The sequence below is a fragment of the Micromonospora violae genome (genome assembly GCF_004217135.1).
Taxonomy (GTDB): domain Bacteria; phylum Actinomycetota; class Actinomycetes; order Mycobacteriales; family Micromonosporaceae; genus Micromonospora; species Micromonospora violae.
In genome coordinates this window covers 6,513,447-6,528,736 of sequence record NZ_SHKK01000001.1, presented here as the reverse complement: position 1 = coordinate 6,528,736, position 15,290 = coordinate 6,513,447, and the positions used below count along the sequence as shown (strand labels likewise).

The following is a 15,290-nucleotide window of genomic DNA, read 5'->3' as shown; positions in this document are numbered from 1 at the left end:
CGCACCGGACGGGGGCATCGGTTGCCCCGATCAGGCGATCATCTTCTCCAGTTCGGCGAGCGGGAACGCCCCGGCCCCGATCCGCTCCCGGACCGCCCGGCGTACCGCCCGCTGGACGGCGACGTTGGCCGGCGTCGGTACGCCGTGCAACCGGCCGAGCAACGCGATCTCCCCGTTGAGGTGGTCCACCTCGGTCGAACCGGTGCCCCGGGCCAGACTCTGCCAGGTGGAGCCACCGGAGCGGGCCTCGCCGTCGACCGGGCGCTGCCCCACCAGGTCACCCCGTTCGGCCTTCTCCTCCTCCGGCGAGGTGTGCGCGATGCCGGCGGCGGCGAGCGCGGCGACGCCCTCGGCGCGTACCCGCTCGGCCAGCGCGTCCGGGATGTCCCGCCCGAGCAGGGCCTGAAGGCCGTTACCGAGGTTGCTGAGCAGCTTGCCGTACTTCCAGCGCAGCACGTCGGTGCGGACCGGGGCGACGAAGCCGGCGGCGGTCAGGTCGGCGGCGACCGCCCGGTCGGTGTCGTCGGCACCCCCGGGGTACCGCCCGATGTGGAGCATCCCAGGGTGCGGGTACCCGTTGGCGACCACCACGCCCGGGTCCAGGTGGGTGGCCGGCAGCCAGACGCAGACCGGATGCACGTCGGCGAAGAGGCGCAGCGCGGCCCGCTCGTTGGCCACCCCGTTCTGCGCGGTCACCAGCGGCAGACGTTCGCCCGCCGTACCGCCACCGACCACCGGCGCGTCCACCCAGGCGGCCAGCGCGCCGGCCGTGTCCTGCGACTTCACGGTGAGGATCAGGACGGTGTCCGCTGGCAGCGGCTGGTCGCCCGGCCGGTCCACCGCCGTGAGCCGGGCGGTGACCTCACCGTCGGGCTGCCGCAGGGTCAGACCCCGCGCGCGGATCGCGTCCAGGTGAGCACCACGGGCCACCACTGTGACCTCCCGGTCGGCCTGAGCCAGCCGTACGCCGATGGTCCCGCCGACCGCGCCCGCCCCGATGATCACGTATCGCATAACCCCATTCTGCCCGCCCGCGCTGCCCCACCGCCCCCGCGCCGCCCCGCGCCGCCCCCGCGCCGCCCCCGCCGTCGATCATGGAGTTGTGGTGCCTGATTAAGGATAGATTGCGGCTTTCGCGGCCCACCACAACTCCATGATCGACCGGGGAGAGGGGTTGGGGGTTGGGGTTAGGGGTTCGTGGGGAGGAACGGGCCGGCTAGCAGGAGGGCGCCGGCCAGCAGGGCTGCCAGGTTGACCAGGGTGAAGATGCCTACCCAGAACAGCGGCGGGAACGGGGTCAGGCCGGCTAGCTGGTCGGCGTCGGAGGCGGGCATCCGGCCCCGCGAGCGCAGCCGTTGCAGCTCGACCACCGGCCGCACCCCGCCGAGCAGCAGAAACCACACCCCGGTGTACGCGAAAGCGGCCTGGACCTGCGGTGTCGCGTACCACGAGACGGCGAACACCAGCGCGCCGGTGACCAGCAGCGACACCACACCGAAGGCGTTGCGGATCATGACGAGCATGGCCAGCAGCAGCGCCACGGCCACCCAGAGCAGCAGGGTGATCCGGTTGCCGCCGAGCAGCCAGGCCCCGGCCAGCCCGACCAGCGGCGGGGCGACGTATCCGGCGAGCAGGGTGAGGATCATGCCCGGCCCGGTGGGGCGGCCGGCGGAGAGCGTCAGCCCGGACGTGTCCGAGTGCAGCCGGATGCCGCGCAGCTTGCGGCCGGTGAGCAGAGCGACCAGGGCGTGCCCACCCTCGTGCGCGATGGTGATGGCGTTACGGGCGATCCGCCACGGCAGCCGGGTGGAGACCACCACCAGTGCGACGGCCCCGGTGATCAGCACCAGCAGCGGGGGCGGGTCCGGCTGCGCGCCGAACAGGGTGTCCCACAGATCGCTCAACCCGTCGATCGACATCATGGGGCGCGAGCCTACCGCCGGCGTTCCGTGTCACTCCCGAGGCGCCGGCTCGTATCCTGTGAAACTGATCGGGTGGCGAGTGAAGCGGGAGGTGAGCGCGGATGAGTGCGGAACCCCTGGGACACCACGTCGGGCTCTGGACCGAGGCCGACTACTTCGCCCTGGGTGAAACCCCGGACCGGATCGAGCTGCTCGACGGGAGCCTGATCGTGAGCCCTGCCCCGAGCCGACGGCACCAGCGGGTGTCGCGCCGGCTGGCGAACAGCATCGAAGCAGCAGCAGAGCCCCTGGGCCTCCTGGTCTATGACGCGATCAACGTCCGGCTCGGCGTCGACCGCGTCGTCATTCCGGATCTCGTCGTCACCGACGCCGACGACGACGGCACCTATCTCGACTCCGACCGGGTGTCATTCGTCTGCGAGATCGTCTCGCCCGGCAACGCCGCCGCCGACCGCCTGGTCAAGATGCAGCTCTACGCCATTGCGCGAATCCCCTGGTATCTCCTGGTCGAGCAGGACGGGGACGCACACTCGTTGCGGCTGTTCCGGCTCGACGGTGAGCACTACGTGGAGGACCAGGTGGCCAAGCCCGGCGAGACGCTGACCGTCGTCGAGCCGTTCCGCTGGCAGCTCGACCCGGCCACACTGAGCTGACCCGTCCCGCGCCGACCAGCGGACCTCCACGGCCCGTCGATGAAGCTTTTTTCAGTCACCCTTGTGATCTAGGGCACTTACCTCCAAAGATGGACGTCGATAGAGCGACGTCCTTGGAGGCACTCATGGCCCGTACCTCATCATCGCTGCGCCGCGCGCTCGCGGCCGGCCTCACCGTCCTCGCCACCGCGGCGGCGGTCCTGGTCGCGACCGCCGGACCGGCGGCCGCCGCCACCACACCCGGTGTCGACGTTTCCCACTACCAGGGCAGCATCAACTGGACCAGCGTCCGCAACGCGGGCGTCCAGTTCGCCTTCATCAAGGCGACCGAGGGCACCAGCTACAAGGACCCGAACTTCAACGCCAACTACGTCAACGCGTACAACGCCGGGGTGATCCGCGGGGCGTACCACTTCGCCCGCCCGAACATCTCCGCCGGCTCGACCCAGGCCAACTACCTGGCCTCCAACGGCGGCGCCTGGTCCGCGGACAGCCGCACCTTGCCCGCCGCGCTGGACATCGAGGGCAACCCGTACAGCGGCGGCTACTGCTACGGGCTCAGCACGACCGGGATGCGCAACTGGATCCAGGACTTCCTGAACACCTACCGCTCCCGCACCGGCCGGTACGCGGTCATCTACACCACCACCAGCTGGTGGAACCAGTGCACCGGCAGCTGGACCGGGCCGTGGGCGAACCACCCGCTCTGGCTGGCCCGCTGGGCGAGCGCGCCCGGCGCCCTGCCGGCCGGCGCTTCGGTGTGGAGCTTCTGGCAGTACACCAGCACCGGCGCGGTCTCCGGGATCAGCGGCAACGTGGACCGCAACTACTGGAACGGCGACCGGAGCCGCCTGATCGCCCTCGCCAACAACACCTGACCGGGCCGTTGGCGGCAGCGGGATCGATGGTCACCGCACGGTCGACAATCGGTCCGGCTGCCGCCACACCACCGGGTACGGGTCAGGCCCGCCGCCGGCTCAGGGCCGGCACCACAGCATCCTCGCGAGCCAGCGCGCCCCGGCGGGTCATCCGCCAGGCGGCCACGCCACAGCCGGCAACGATCACGACGCCGAGCAGTGCGACGATCACCGAGACCCCCGCGCTGACCAGCAGCAGGATCGCGTCGCCGAGCGCCACGAGCATCCACAGTGCCAGCCGGGGCCGAGGGTCCCTCAGTCGGTAACCCATGTCGTGCCTCCTTCCGTCGTCGAAGGTCAATTACCCCCGACGACGGAAGGTCATGCGAACGAGTTTCAGTCCTTACGGTCGGGCACGAAACCCTTGGCGATCCGGTCGAAGTCCGGCAGCTTGGCCTGCCAGTCCTTCTCCGCGATCTCCCACCGCAGGGCGTAGCCCCGGTTGCTGGCCGTCACGAACCCCCGGTTACGGACGTGGATCCGCTGCCCGTCGCGGGTCTCCAGCCACTCCCAGTCACCGCAGGTCTTCCAGAAGTCGCATTCCACGATGCTGAGGTACTTGTAGTCCCTGACGAGCCTTTTGCGGTTTGGCTCCTGCTCCCGCCAGTCCGCTACCGCGTCCTTCTTCGGGGTGGGGGTCCACTGCACGAGCAGCTTTCCCGGCCCGTTGGACTGGTTGAAGACGACCGTGTTGCCGTTGACCTGGCTACGCACCCACCCGTCGGGGATCGGCAGGGCGAAACCGGTCGGGTCCCGGTGCAGCTTCCAACCCGCCGGCAGCGCGTTCGGGTCGACCGAAGGCGTGGCCGAGGCCGACGGGGTCGGCGCCCCGGAGGTGGGCGGCGGCGCCGCAGCGGAGGTCGGCGCGGGTGCCGAGGTGGCGGCAGCACCGGTCGGGTCGGCCTGCGGGGCCTTGTCGCCGTCGCCGCTGGTCAGCAACGGCACGACCACCGCGAGGCCGATCAGCAGCACGGCAACCAATGCCCCGATCAGGAGGTTACGTCGGGTGTTGTTCGGCTTCGTGCCGTCCGAGGGCGGCACCGCCGCACGGCCGGCCGGACTCACCGGAGGCATCAGCGACGTCGGCGTGGTTGGCTTGCGCTGCTCCGGGGCCACCGGCGGACCGTCCACAACAGTCGGCTCGTCGTCGACGTGAGTCGTACCGTCGCCGCTCGTATCGGGCGCGGCCGTGACCTTCGCGGTGGGCTCAGCCCCGGACGGGCCGGCGTCGGTCGGCGTCGCGCGGTCGATGGCGGCGGTCGGCTCGGCCGGCACCGCCGCGCTCGCGTCGCCGGAAACCACGGCGGTCGGGTCGGCGGCCGCACCGGAGGAGACAACGGCCGTCGGCGTGGCGTCAGCGGCGGCAGCGGGGGTGGTGGCAGCGGGAGTCGCGGCGGCGGCCGGCGGCGGCGACACCGGCCGGTCGACGCTCCCGGCAGGTCGCGGGGCCGGCACCACCGGCAGGCGCGGCTCGCGCGGACCGTTCGGCCCCGGCCGGCGTACGCCATCAAGCAGGGAGATCCCCCGCGACCGCTTGCCCCCGGCGCGGCGCAGCAACCGCTCCGCCACCTCGGCGGTGATCCGCTCGTTCGGGTCCTTGCGCAGCAGCCCGTTCAGGACGGCCTTCAGCGGACCGGCGTTCTTCGGCGGCGGAATCGGCTCGGTGGCCAACGCGGCCAGGGTGCCGATCGCCGACGGCCGCGCGTACGGCGACTTGCCCTCGACCGCCGCGTAGAGCGTCGCGCCCAACGACCACAGGTCGGCCTCCGGACCGGCAGTGCCGTCCCGGGCCCGCTCCGGCGAGATGTACGCGGGTGAGCCGAGCACCATGCCGGTGCGGGTCACGTTGGGGTCGCCGGGGATCGTGGCCAGACCGAAATCGGTCAGCACCACCCGGCCGTCGTCGCCGAGCAACACGTTGCCGGGCTTCACGTCGCGGTGCATGACGCCCGCCTTGTGCGCGGCGCTGAGCGCACCCAGCACGCCCAGGCCGATCTCCACCGTGCGGGCCACCGACACCGGGCCGTCCTCGGCGAGAGTGTCCTGCAACGACTTCGACGCCACGTACTCCATGACGATCCACGGATCGCCGTCGGTGCGCAGCACGTCGAAGATGCGCACCACGTTGGCGTGGTTGAGTCGGGCGATGGCTCGCGCCTCCCGCAGCGAGCGCTCGCGCATCTCGCGGCGCTCCTCATCGGTGAGGCCGGGCGGTGGCACCAACTCCTTGATGGCGACGTCGCGGTGCAGCACCTCGTCGCGCGCCTTCCACACCCGGCCCATGCCGCCCTGGCCGAGCGGCGACAGGAGCCGGTATCGGTCAGCGACAAGTTGGGGAAGCGCGTTCGACATCGGTGAGACGGTACCCGGACCCGCCGACGCTCACACCGCCGGCACGCCACTGTGCGCTCCGGGTAACTTCGCGCCGCGTACCCTGGCGGCATGTCTGCCGAAGAGCCGCTGTTCCGGGTCGTTCGCGGCGTGCCCACCGCCGAGGAACTGGCCGCTCTGGTGGGGGCGATCATCACCCGAACCCGCCCGGCCGCCGCCCCCGCGCCGACCACCACGTCCGCCTGGGCGCGCAGTGGTCGCCCGGCCCCCGCCCGTGGGTGGCGCGCCGCCGGCCTGCCCCGCTGACCCGACCCGCCGTACGGGGGCTGCCAGGGTGGCGTAGAGCCGTTAATCTCACTCAGGGAAACGGTGCCGTTACGGGTAGGGAGGATCCATGATCCCCGAAGAGGACCGGCCAGCACCCTGGCTACGCGGTTACGGCGGCATCGAAGCCGACATCAGCCAGCTCAGAGAGTTCGCCGACCGGCTCGCCGCCGAGGTCGACAGCAACTACGCGCCACACCTGTCGTACATCGCCGAAGACATGTCCGCGAAGCTGCCCAACCCGTGCGACGCCTTTATCGAGTTGGTCACGTTCCTGCACGCCCACCATGAGACGCAGCAGGCCACCGCCGACATGGTGTACGCCGTCCGAGGCGCCACCGGCCACCTCGCCGCCGCCGCCGACCAGGTCGCCACCCACTACGCCGACAGCGACGCCTTCACCGCCGCCCGAGTGGTCGACGTGCAACGAGCCCTCGCCAACCCTCTGAACATGCTGCCCGGCGGCCCCACCTCGATGCTGACCGACCCGACCAGCCCCGACGCCGAAGGACCGGTGGTGCTGCCGTGATCGAACGGGGCAGCGGCCGCACCTCCGGCCTCACCGACTGGCACCTCATGGACGTCCACAGCATGTGGGCCTGCCTGCAAGACCACGACACCGCCAACCACTGGAAACAGGTCGCCGGCTGGCGCAAGGTCTGCGACCTGGCACAAACCCACCTCGGCCGGCTCCAGCAGTACCGACGCGGCCTCGCCGAAGCCTGGCCCCCCGAAACCAGCGCCGCCTCCCGCACGTACCTCGCCGAACTCGACGAACTCATCGACAAGGTCCAGCGCACCCACGACGCCGCCGCCGCGAACTACACCGCACTCTCCGCCGCAACCCAGGCCATCGCCACCACCCGCGCCGCACTCCGCAAAATCCATGAGGAGTACGCGACCAAGTTCCAGCAGAAGCAGGCGTACGAGTCGATCGCCGCCGACCCGAAAGCGGTTATGGGCAACCGGTCCGCGCAGCCGCCGGTTAGTGATGGGGAACTGGAACGGCTGAACGTTCAGGCCCGGTCGATGATGTTCAACCTGAGCGGCGAACTCCAACAAGCCCAAGCAACCCTCCAAAAACCACCCGCAGCACCCAAGATAAATCCCGGAATCGATCAAAGCGATCCAAATGTTTACGGCGGAACTCCCGCCCCCGTAATTCCTCCCGTAATCGCGGTACCGCTTCCAACATCCCCCACGACTCGACCAAGTGCTTCCGCGAGTCAAGGTTTGCCATCGACAAGCCTCGGCGTCGGGCCAGTTCTTGGTGGGACAGGCAACACCATCGCCCCTGGCTCACCACCCTCAATCCCGCCAACTGGAACTACGCCGCCAGTAGTGTCCGGTCCAACACTTGGAGTCGGGGCACCATCCGTACCGCCTGTCATCTCCTCACCTCGTGACGCTTCCGGGGTATCGCGCTTGCCCCGCTCGGCTACTCCGCCAGCCAACACCGCTGGCTCTGCGGGCAATCCTGCGGCGCAACCCCGTCCGATGCCTCCGGGTGGCCTAATCGGCGGGATGCCTGGCATGGGACTCGGCTCACCCCCCGCCGGCGGCGGCGCACCCCTGCGGCGCATCAATCCAGTAGGCGGTCTAATAGGTGGCGGTGGCGCCGGAACAGGGCCCACTGGCGGTGCGGGTTCTCGCCCTGGAAGCGGCCGAGGGTTGAATGCGCTTCAGGGGACTCCTCCCTTTGGCTTCGCCCCTGGAATCGGCCAAAGCCCGAGTGGCGCAGCACCCCCACGGCCCGGCATCCGAATGGATGCGGATGCGGAGAAGCGACCGTGGGACCCCGACAATCCCTGGATAACAGATGAGGGCGTCGCCCCGATTGTTCGCCCACCTCAGGAGGAGGGCCCCATCGACCCGGGCCCAGCCATTGGCATAGACCGTTGATCCTGCGGGCATTGGGAACGCTGCTAACCATCCTCAGCCTCACCTTTGCATTGCTTACATCTCCGGCGCAGGCGCATGTAAATCCCGGGCCGGCGGATGTCGAGCGCATACGCAAAGATCAGTGGCACTTGGAATACCTACACACCGCCGAGGCCCAGAAATTAAGCAAAGGCGACGGTGTAATTGTTGCCGTCCCGGACACTGGCGTCGCACCGCACCCTGACCTTCGCGAGAACCTCACAAGTGGCACCGACCTTACCTTCCCCCAAGACGGCGACGGCAGGCATGACGAAAGTAGCCACGGAACCGGAATGGCTGGGATAATTGCAGCCCATGGGCAGCCCGACAACCTCGGCGCTCTGGGCATCGCCCCTGAGGCAAAAATCTTACCAATTCGAACCAGTCGAACAGATCAAGACGGCAACAGCGACGACCTCGCAACCGGGATCGAGTTCGCCGTTGCCAACGGCGCTTCAGTTATCAGCATTTCCTCTGTTGCAGGGCCGAATAATCGCCTAAAGCGAGCCATTGAGACGGCAGCGCAAGCAAATGTCATCGTGGTTGCAGGAGTAGGCAATAAGCCTAGAGACAAATATGTCAGCTTCCCGGCAGCCTATCCGGGCGTGGTATCTGTAGGCGGCATAGATCGAAACGGGGTTCACGCCAGCTTCTCGGTAACTGGGCCGGAGATTGACGTGGTTGCGCCCGCGGTCGACATCTACAGCACGAGCATCAACGGCAAATACCGCAAAGGCACCGGAACCTCTGACGCGACGGCGATTGTGGCGGGCGCGGCTGCGCTGATCAGGTCCAAGTACCCGTACCTGCCGGCGCGCGAGGTGGCGCATCGACTGACGGCTACCGCGGTCGACAAGGGTCCGCCGGGGCGCGACGACCAGTACGGCTATGGCGTGATCGATCTTGTGGCGGCGCTGACGGCGGACGTACCGCCGCTGGGGTTTGAACCGGTGAGCGCTCCGGCCGGTGCTGGCCCGACCACGACGGCTGATGCTCAGGGTGACCAAGGTGATGGTGCGACTGCGCGCGGCGTGGCCACCCTGGCGGTGATCGTGGCTGTCGGGGTCGGGTGGGCGGTGATTGTGCGGCGACGCCGGCGTGGTGATGATCCGCCGCCACGAATCAGTCGCTGACCGATCGACGGAGCGTTGATCGACTCGGGTTTCATGATGTCGGGGTGTCCGGGACGGCGGGATGCCCCGACATCGCGGAGAGCGAGCCGATGTCGCGCCGGGCGAGGGGCGGTTGGGCGGTGATCCACTCGCGTTTTAGGAAAACGGGGTGTCCGGGGCGGCGGGATACCGCGTTTTCCTGAAAGGCGAGTGGATCAAGGGCGCACCCCCCACCACGCGCACCGGGACCGCCAGGACCACCGGGACCGCCAGGACCCCAGCCGGCGGTCGTGGGTCTTCACCATCGGGCTGGGCGGTAACGTCGGGCGGGTGTCTGAGACTTTGCCGCTCCGCCTCGTGCTCGCCTCGGCGAGCCCTGCCCGTCGTAAGTTGCTCCAGGCTGCCGGCGTTGAGCCGGAAGTGCTGGTCAGTGGGGTGGACGAGTCCTTGGTGGTGACCGAGCGGGCCGAGGAGTTGTGTCTGGAGTTGGCTCGTCTGAAGGCGCAGGCGGTGTTGACCCGGTTGAGCCCGGCGCCAGATCAGCGGACGTTGGTGATCGGCTGCGATTCGGTGCTCGCCTTCGACGGGGAGATTCTCGGTAAGCCGGCGGATGCGGCCGACGCGACCAGGCGGTGGCAGCGGATGCGGGGGCGCAGCGGGGTGCTGCACAGCGGGCACTGCCTGGTCGATCTTGTCGCGGGGCGGCGCGCGGAGGCGGTGGCGTCGACCACGGTCCACTTCGCTGACATCAGTGACGACGAGATCGCCGCGTACGTGGCCACGGGTGAGCCGCTGGCGGTGGCGGGCGCGTTCACGATCGACGGGCTGGGTGGGCCGTTCGTGGAGCGGATCGAGGGTGACCCGGGGACGGTGGTGGGGCTGTCGATGCCGCTGCTGCGTCGGCTCCTCGCCGAGCTGGATCTGCGGATCACCGACCTGTGGACGAAGGTCGCGCCGGGCGGCCAATCCGTGGAGCCGCTGGGTAACGTCCGGTCATGACCACCAAGTCGATCCCGCTCACCAACGAGCTGCACGCCTATCTGGTCGCGCACGGCTCCCCGCCGGACGAGATCATCCGGGACCTGGCCGAGGAGACCCGGTCGGTGCTGCCGGAGCACGCCAGCATGCAGGTGGCCCCGGAGCAGGCCGCGTTCCTGACGTTCCTCACCCGGCTGCTCGACGTACGGCAGGCCGTCGAGGTCGGCACGTTCACCGGGCTGTCGTCGTTGGCGATCGCCCGCGGGTTGCCGGAGGGCGGGCGACTGACCTGTTTCGACATTTCCGAGGAGTTCACCGGTGTGGCCCGGCGCTACTGGGCGCGGGCCGGCGTGCAGGATCTGATCGACCTGCGTATCGGCCCGGCCGCGGACGGGCTGCGGGGGTTGCCGCACGAGCGGTACCTGGACTTCGCGTTCATCGACGCGGACAAGACCGGCTACCCGATCTACTGGGCGGAGCTGGTGCCGCGGATGCGCCCGGGTGGGGTGATCGCCGTCGACAACGTGCTGCGTGGCGGGCGGGTGATCGCCCCGCAGGACGAAGGTGACCGGGCCATCGCCGCGTTCAACGACGAGGTCCTCGCCGACGTACGGGTGGACCCGGTGATGCTGCCGATCGCGGACGGCCTGACCCTCGCCCGGGTTCGCTGAGGAACCTCGAGGAACAGCCGTCGAGCACGCAGACCGGGGTGTCCCCCACCAAGGGGACACCCCGGAAGCTGCTCAGGCCAGCGTCAGCGGACGCTACGCGCGAACTGACGGGCGGCCCAGTAGACGCCCAGCGCAGCGAGGACCGCGGTGATGGTGAGGCCCTGCCAGACCTTGTCGCTGCCCAGGTCACCGGCGAACAGTGACCGGGTGCCGTCGACCGCCCAGGAGAACGGGTTCCAGTTGGCGATGCCCTGCAACCAGCCCGGTGCGAAGGTCAGCGGCAGCAGGATGCCGGAGAGCAGCAGCACCGGCTGCGCCACGGTGTTCATCAGGGGGGCCAGCGCGTCCTCGCTCTTGACCTTGAGCGCGACGCCGTAGGAGACCGCCGAGGTCATGAGGGCGATCAGGGCGAGCATCAGGTACGCCAGCAGCAGGTCCCCGATGAACACCCGCAAATCGAACAGGAGCGCCAGCAGCGTGATGATGACCGCCTGCACGATGAGCGAGACCACGTCGCGCAGTGAGCGGCCGAGCAGCAGGGCGAGTCGGCTGATCGGGGTGACCCGGGAGCGTTCGATGACGCCGGCTCGCAGTTCGGCGATCAGGCCGAAGCCCTGGAACAGGCCACCGAAGATGGCCAGCAGCACCAGCAGACCCGGTACGAAGATCTTGTAAGCGGCGGCCTGGGTGGGCGCGTTCAGGGCGGGCTTGAGCAGCGGCGCGAAGAGCAGCAGGTACATGACCGGCTGGAAGACGCCGACGAAGACCCAGACCGGGTTGCGGAGCAGGAGTTGCGTCTGGCGCTGGAAGATCAGCCACGTGTCACGGGCGAATTTCATGAGAGTGTCGTCTCCGAGGGTCAGGACTCGCGCAGCGAGCGGCCGGTCTTGGTGAGGAAGACGTCGTCCAGGCTGGGTCGGTGCAGCTCGATCGAGCGCAACTCCAGCCCGGCGTTGTCGAGTCGGCGTAGCACCTGCGGAATGGCGGTGGCGCCCTCGTCGACGTAGAGGCGCAGGCCGCCCTCGTCGACCGTCTCGAGCTTGTTGACGTACGGCTCGCCGTCGAGCGCCTTGGCGGCCTGCGGGGTGGCGGTCAGGTCGAGACCGACCAGCACCACGTCGCCGGAGATTTCTCGCTTGAGCGCGGTTGGCGTGCCCTCGGCCACCACCTCGCCGTTGTCCATGATCGCGATCCGGTCGCAGAGCGCGTCGGCCTCGTCCAGGTAGTGGGTGGTGATGAAGACGGTCATCCCGTCCCCGCGTAGCCGTCGGATCTCGTCCCACATGTGGGCGCGGCTCTGCGGGTCGAGGCCGGTGGTGGGCTCGTCCAGGAAGACGATCTTCGGCTCGTGGATGATGCCGAGGGCGATCTCCACCCGGCGGCGCTGGCCACCGGAGTAGGTCTTGCACTTGCGGTCGGCGTACTCGGTGAGCTGGAAGGCATCCAGGGCGCGGGCGGCGCGCCGCTGTGCGTCGCCTTTGCTGATGCCGTACATCCGGGCGTGCAGCACCAACTCTTCCCGGGCGGTGGACTCGTCCCAGGTGCTGCCGCCCTGCGGGACGTAGCCGATGCGTCGGCGCACCTCGGCCGGGTCCTTGCGCAGGTCGGCGCCCGCGATGGTGGCCTCGCCGCCGTCCGGTTCGATCAGCGTGGCGAGCATCCGCAGCGTGGTGGTCTTGCCGGCGCCGTTCGGGCCGAGGAAGCCGAAGATCTCGCCCTTGGCGACCTCAAGGTCGACGCCGCGTACGGCGTCCACCGTCTTCGTCTCTCGACCCGCGCGGGAGCGGAACGACTTCCGCAGCCCCCTGGTCTCGATCATTTCTGCTCCTGGTCGTTCGGGCCGGTCGGGCCGGCCGTCGAGTGGGACGACGCCGGAACGGCGCACTCCCCCGCTGTGCCGTCAGCAGGCTAACGCGATATAGCTTTTTTAGTCAACGTTGATTATTCCGCGTCAGCGCCGGGCGCCTCCACGCCGTCCCTCCACCCTGACCAACCCTGCGCTTCATCGACCTCAGCAGGCAGGTACGACACTCCGGAATCGATGCGCTCCGCAATCTGCTCGCACCAGTTCATCTCCGCCTCCGCTCGCGCCGACCACAGCTCGAACATCCAGCCCACGTGCGTCGGCTTGCGGTTGCGCACCCAGTCCGACCCCAGCGAGGCGCGCATCGAATCGACGCCGGCGCGCAGCAGGTTGGCCCGGTTACGCAGGGCTGCTGCGGCCTCGTCCCGCGGCATGGCCGGCAGGAACGAGAAGGCCGCCACGAACGGGTCGGTGGGCTCACTGAGGTTCCACCAGGAGTTGCGCAGCAACGTCTCGAACTCGTCCTCCCCCTTGACGGTCACCTCGTACGTGGTGCGGGCCGGACGCGCGCCGACCTGCTCGGTCGCGACGGCGCGGAGCAGCCCTTCCTCGGTGAGCTTGCGCAGGGCGTGATAGATCGAGCCGGGTTGCACGTTCGCCCACTTGTCGGCGCTCCAGCTCAGCAGCTCACGGCGCACGTCGTAGCCGTGCACGGGCTGCATCCACCGCACCAGACCGAGAATCATCATCCGAGTTGAAGACACCCAATAAGCGTAATAGCCAAGTTTGACTAAACCGTGGCGGGTGCAGTGCGGCATCCCACACTGAGCGATCGTTAGGGCCGCCGCGGGCGGCCGATACACTCCCCGTCAGTAACCTGCCCGGGAGGAGCCACGAAGGTGCGCAAGGTACTCATCGCCAACCGCGGCGAGATCGCCGTCCGGGTGATCCGCGCGTGCCGCGACGCTGGCCTGGGCAGCGTCGCCGTGTACGCGGACTCCGACCGCGACGCCCTGCACGCCACCCTCGCGGACGAGGCGTACGCGCTCGGCGGGGACAGCGCGACCGAGACCTACCTGCGCATCGACAAGCTGCTCGACGTCGCCGCTCGGGCCGGCGCCGACGCCGTACACCCGGGTTACGGCTTCCTCAGCGAGAACGCCGACTTCGCCCAGGCCGTCAGCGACGCCGGGCTGACCTGGATCGGCCCGACCCCGCAGGCGATCCGCGACCTGGGCGACAAGGTCACCGCCCGGCACATCGCCCAGCGGGCCGGCGCGCCGCTGGTCCCCGGCACCCCGGACCCGGTGGGCAGCCCGGACGAGGTGATGGCGTTCGCCGTCGACCACGGCCTGCCGGTGGCCATCAAGGCCGCTTTCGGTGGCGGTGGGCGCGGCCTCAAGGTCGCCCGCACGATGGAGGAAATTCCCCAGCTGTTCGAGTCGGCCACCCGGGAGGCGGTCGCGGCGTTCGGTCGGGGCGAGTGCTTCGTCGAGCGGTACCTGGACCAGCCCCGGCACGTCGAGGCACAGGTCCTCGCCGACCAGCACGGGAACGTGATCGTGGTGGGCACCCGGGACTGCTCGTTGCAGCGACGCCACCAGAAGCTCGTCGAGGAGGCGCCCGCGCCGTTCCTCACCGACGCCCAGCGCACGCAGATCCACGAGAGCGCCAAGGCGATCTGCCGCGAAGCGGGCTACCACGGCGCCGGCACGGTGGAGTACCTGGTCGGCGTCGACGGCACCATCTCCTTCCTGGAGGTCAACACCCGACTCCAGGTCGAGCACCCGGTCACCGAGGAGACCGCGGGCATCGACCTGGTCCGCGAACAGTTCCGGATCGCCGACGGCGAGAAGCTGCGGATCACCGAGGACCCCACGCCGCGCGGGCACGCGATCGAGTTCCGGATCAACGGCGAGGACCCGGGCCGCAACTTCCTGCCCGCCCCGGGCACGGTCACCGCGCTGCGCCTGCCCAGCGGGCCGGGCGTGCGGGTCGACACCGGCATCTCGGCCGGCGACGTGATCGGCGGCAACTTCGACTCGCTGCTGGCCAAGGTGATCATCACGGGCGAGACGCGGACCGAGGCGCTGGAGCGCGCCCGCCGCGCGCTGGACGAAATGGTCCTCGACGGGATGGCCACCGCGCTGCCGTTCCACCGGCTCGTCGTGCGCGACGAGGCGTTCACCGCCGAGCCGTTCACCGTGCACACGCGGTGGATCGAGACCGAGTTCCACAACACCGTGCCGCCGTTCACCGCCGCCGCCGGCACCGCCGACGCGCCGGCCGAACGCGACACCGTCGTGGTCGAGGTGGGCGGCAAGCGCCTTGAGGTCAGCCTCCCCGCCGGCTTCGGCGGGAGTACGACCACAGCGGCACCCGCCTCCCGCAGGGCGACCCGGCGCAGTGGCGGGGCCAAGGCCGGTGCCCCGGTCGGCGGCGACGCGCTCACCTCGCCGATGCAGGGCACCATCGTCAAGATCGCGGTGGCGGACGGCGACACCGTGGCCGAGGGTGACCTGGTCGTGGTGCTGGAGGCGATGAAGATGGAGCAGCCGTTGCACGCGCACAAGGCGGGCACGGTCAGCGGTCTCAGCGCCGAGGTCGGTGCCGTGATCACCGCCGGCGCACCCATCTGCACCATCGCCTGAGCGGACC

At 69.6% G+C, this 15,290-nt stretch carries 15 protein-coding genes; 8 read left to right on the top strand and 7 right to left on the bottom strand.

All coding sequences use genetic code 11. The annotated features are described in order from the left end of the window. Window positions 1-30: 30 nt before the first annotated feature. Both EV382_RS29625 and EV382_RS29620 read right to left on the bottom strand, forming a co-directional pair. Complete coding sequence (locus tag EV382_RS29625) at window positions 31-1,014, bottom strand: ketopantoate reductase family protein (RefSeq protein ID WP_130407288.1); 984 nt, start codon at window positions 1,012-1,014, stop codon at window positions 31-33. A gap of 173 nt (window positions 1,015-1,187) precedes the next feature. Beyond that, complete coding sequence (locus EV382_RS29620; RefSeq protein WP_130407282.1) at window positions 1,188-1,922, bottom strand: M50 family metallopeptidase; 735 nt, start codon at window positions 1,920-1,922, stop codon at window positions 1,188-1,190. A 101-nt stretch (window positions 1,923-2,023) separates the two neighbouring features. On the opposite strand from EV382_RS29620, the gene EV382_RS29615 reads away from it, so the two are divergent. Further along, window positions 2,024-2,575, top strand: a complete 552-nt coding sequence (locus tag EV382_RS29615; RefSeq protein WP_130407280.1) for a Uma2 family endonuclease — start codon at window positions 2,024-2,026, stop codon at window positions 2,573-2,575. A gap of 125 nt (window positions 2,576-2,700) precedes the next feature. Beyond that, on the top strand, window positions 2,701-3,453 hold the full coding sequence (locus EV382_RS29610) for a GH25 family lysozyme (protein ID WP_130409312.1): 753 nt from the start codon (window positions 2,701-2,703) through the stop codon (window positions 3,451-3,453). Between the two features lie 82 nt (window positions 3,454-3,535). Here the strand turns inward: EV382_RS29610 and EV382_RS29605 are convergent, their stop codons facing one another. After that, window positions 3,536-3,763: a hypothetical protein gene (locus EV382_RS29605; RefSeq protein WP_130407278.1), complete on the bottom strand. Its 228-nt coding sequence runs from the start codon at window positions 3,761-3,763 to the stop codon at window positions 3,536-3,538. A gap of 65 nt (window positions 3,764-3,828) precedes the next feature. Next, complete coding sequence (locus EV382_RS29600) at window positions 3,829-5,844, bottom strand: serine/threonine-protein kinase (RefSeq protein WP_130407276.1); 2,016 nt, start codon at window positions 5,842-5,844, stop codon at window positions 3,829-3,831. A 90-nt stretch (window positions 5,845-5,934) separates the two neighbouring features. Between EV382_RS29600 and EV382_RS29595 the strand changes: the two genes are divergently transcribed. From EV382_RS29595 to EV382_RS29565, 5 genes are all read left to right on the top strand, one after another. Further along, complete coding sequence (locus tag EV382_RS29595) at window positions 5,935-6,129, top strand: acyl-CoA carboxylase epsilon subunit (RefSeq protein ID WP_130407274.1); 195 nt, start codon at window positions 5,935-5,937, stop codon at window positions 6,127-6,129. 88 nt (window positions 6,130-6,217) lie between these two features. Beyond that, window positions 6,218-6,676 (top strand): hypothetical protein, encoded by a 459-nt coding sequence (locus tag EV382_RS29590; protein ID WP_130407272.1) that lies wholly within the window; start codon window positions 6,218-6,220, stop codon window positions 6,674-6,676. A 1,375-nt stretch (window positions 6,677-8,051) separates the two neighbouring features. Continuing rightward, window positions 8,052-9,200 (top strand): type VII secretion-associated serine protease mycosin, encoded by a 1,149-nt coding sequence (mycP, locus tag EV382_RS29580; RefSeq protein WP_425272011.1) that lies wholly within the window; start codon window positions 8,052-8,054, stop codon window positions 9,198-9,200. A gap of 309 nt (window positions 9,201-9,509) precedes the next feature. Next, window positions 9,510-10,178, top strand: coding sequence for a Maf family protein (locus tag EV382_RS29570; RefSeq protein WP_130407268.1), 669 nt, complete (start codon window positions 9,510-9,512; stop codon window positions 10,176-10,178). Then, window positions 10,175-10,828, top strand: a complete 654-nt coding sequence (locus EV382_RS29565; RefSeq protein WP_130407266.1) for an O-methyltransferase — start codon at window positions 10,175-10,177, stop codon at window positions 10,826-10,828. Before EV382_RS29570 ends, EV382_RS29565 begins: the two co-directional genes overlap by 4 nt. An 83-nt stretch (window positions 10,829-10,911) precedes the next feature. On the opposite strand, the gene EV382_RS29560 is transcribed toward EV382_RS29565, so the two are convergent. The 3 genes from EV382_RS29560 to EV382_RS29550 form a co-directional block, all read right to left on the bottom strand. After that, on the bottom strand, window positions 10,912-11,667 hold the full coding sequence (locus EV382_RS29560; RefSeq protein ID WP_130407264.1) for an ABC transporter permease: 756 nt from the start codon (window positions 11,665-11,667) through the stop codon (window positions 10,912-10,914). A 20-nt stretch (window positions 11,668-11,687) separates the two neighbouring features. Then, window positions 11,688-12,647 carry an ATP-binding cassette domain-containing protein gene (locus tag EV382_RS29555; RefSeq protein ID WP_130407262.1) on the bottom strand — a complete coding sequence of 320 codons (960 nt, stop codon included), beginning with the start codon at window positions 12,645-12,647 and terminating at the stop codon, window positions 11,688-11,690. Window positions 12,648-12,769: 122 nt separating this feature from the next. Further along, a complete protein-coding gene (locus EV382_RS29550; protein ID WP_130409308.1) occupies window positions 12,770-13,381 on the bottom strand; it encodes a PadR family transcriptional regulator in 612 nt (203 codons plus the stop codon). Between the two features lie 150 nt (window positions 13,382-13,531). Between EV382_RS29550 and EV382_RS29545 the strand changes: the two genes are divergently transcribed. Next, the gene (locus EV382_RS29545) at window positions 13,532-15,283 is read left to right on the top strand and encodes an acetyl/propionyl/methylcrotonyl-CoA carboxylase subunit alpha (RefSeq protein WP_130407260.1); all 1,752 of its coding nucleotides are present in this window, start codon (window positions 13,532-13,534) and stop codon (window positions 15,281-15,283) included. The last annotated feature ends 7 nt before the right edge of the window (window positions 15,284-15,290 follow it).

What these genes read in the sequence shown, in the direction of transcription:
- EV382_RS29625 (WP_130407288.1), bottom strand. Translation starts at nt 1,014, where the DNA reads ATGCGATACGTGATCATCGGGGCGGGCGCGGTCGGCGGGACCATCGGC.
- EV382_RS29600 (WP_130407276.1), bottom strand. Translation starts at nt 5,844, where the DNA reads ATGTCGAACGCGCTTCCCCAACTTGTCGCTGACCGATACCGGCTCCTG.
- EV382_RS29565 (WP_130407266.1), top strand. Translation starts at nt 10,175, where the DNA reads ATGACCACCAAGTCGATCCCGCTCACCAACGAGCTGCACGCCTATCTG.
- EV382_RS29560 (WP_130407264.1), bottom strand. Translation starts at nt 11,667, where the DNA reads ATGAAATTCGCCCGTGACACGTGGCTGATCTTCCAGCGCCAGACGCAA.
- EV382_RS29610 (WP_130409312.1), top strand. Translation starts at nt 2,701, where the DNA reads ATGGCCCGTACCTCATCATCGCTGCGCCGCGCGCTCGCGGCCGGCCTC.
- EV382_RS29590 (WP_130407272.1), top strand. Translation starts at nt 6,218, where the DNA reads ATGATCCCCGAAGAGGACCGGCCAGCACCCTGGCTACGCGGTTACGGC.
- EV382_RS29605 (WP_130407278.1), bottom strand. Translation starts at nt 3,763, where the DNA reads ATGGGTTACCGACTGAGGGACCCTCGGCCCCGGCTGGCACTGTGGATG.
- EV382_RS29620 (WP_130407282.1), bottom strand. Translation starts at nt 1,922, where the DNA reads ATGATGTCGATCGACGGGTTGAGCGATCTGTGGGACACCCTGTTCGGC.
- EV382_RS29595 (WP_130407274.1), top strand. Translation starts at nt 5,935, where the DNA reads ATGTCTGCCGAAGAGCCGCTGTTCCGGGTCGTTCGCGGCGTGCCCACC.
- EV382_RS29555 (WP_130407262.1), bottom strand. Translation starts at nt 12,647, where the DNA reads ATGATCGAGACCAGGGGGCTGCGGAAGTCGTTCCGCTCCCGCGCGGGT.
- EV382_RS29615 (WP_130407280.1), top strand. Translation starts at nt 2,024, where the DNA reads ATGAGTGCGGAACCCCTGGGACACCACGTCGGGCTCTGGACCGAGGCC.
- EV382_RS29550 (WP_130409308.1), bottom strand. Translation starts at nt 13,381, where the DNA reads ATGATGATTCTCGGTCTGGTGCGGTGGATGCAGCCCGTGCACGGCTAC.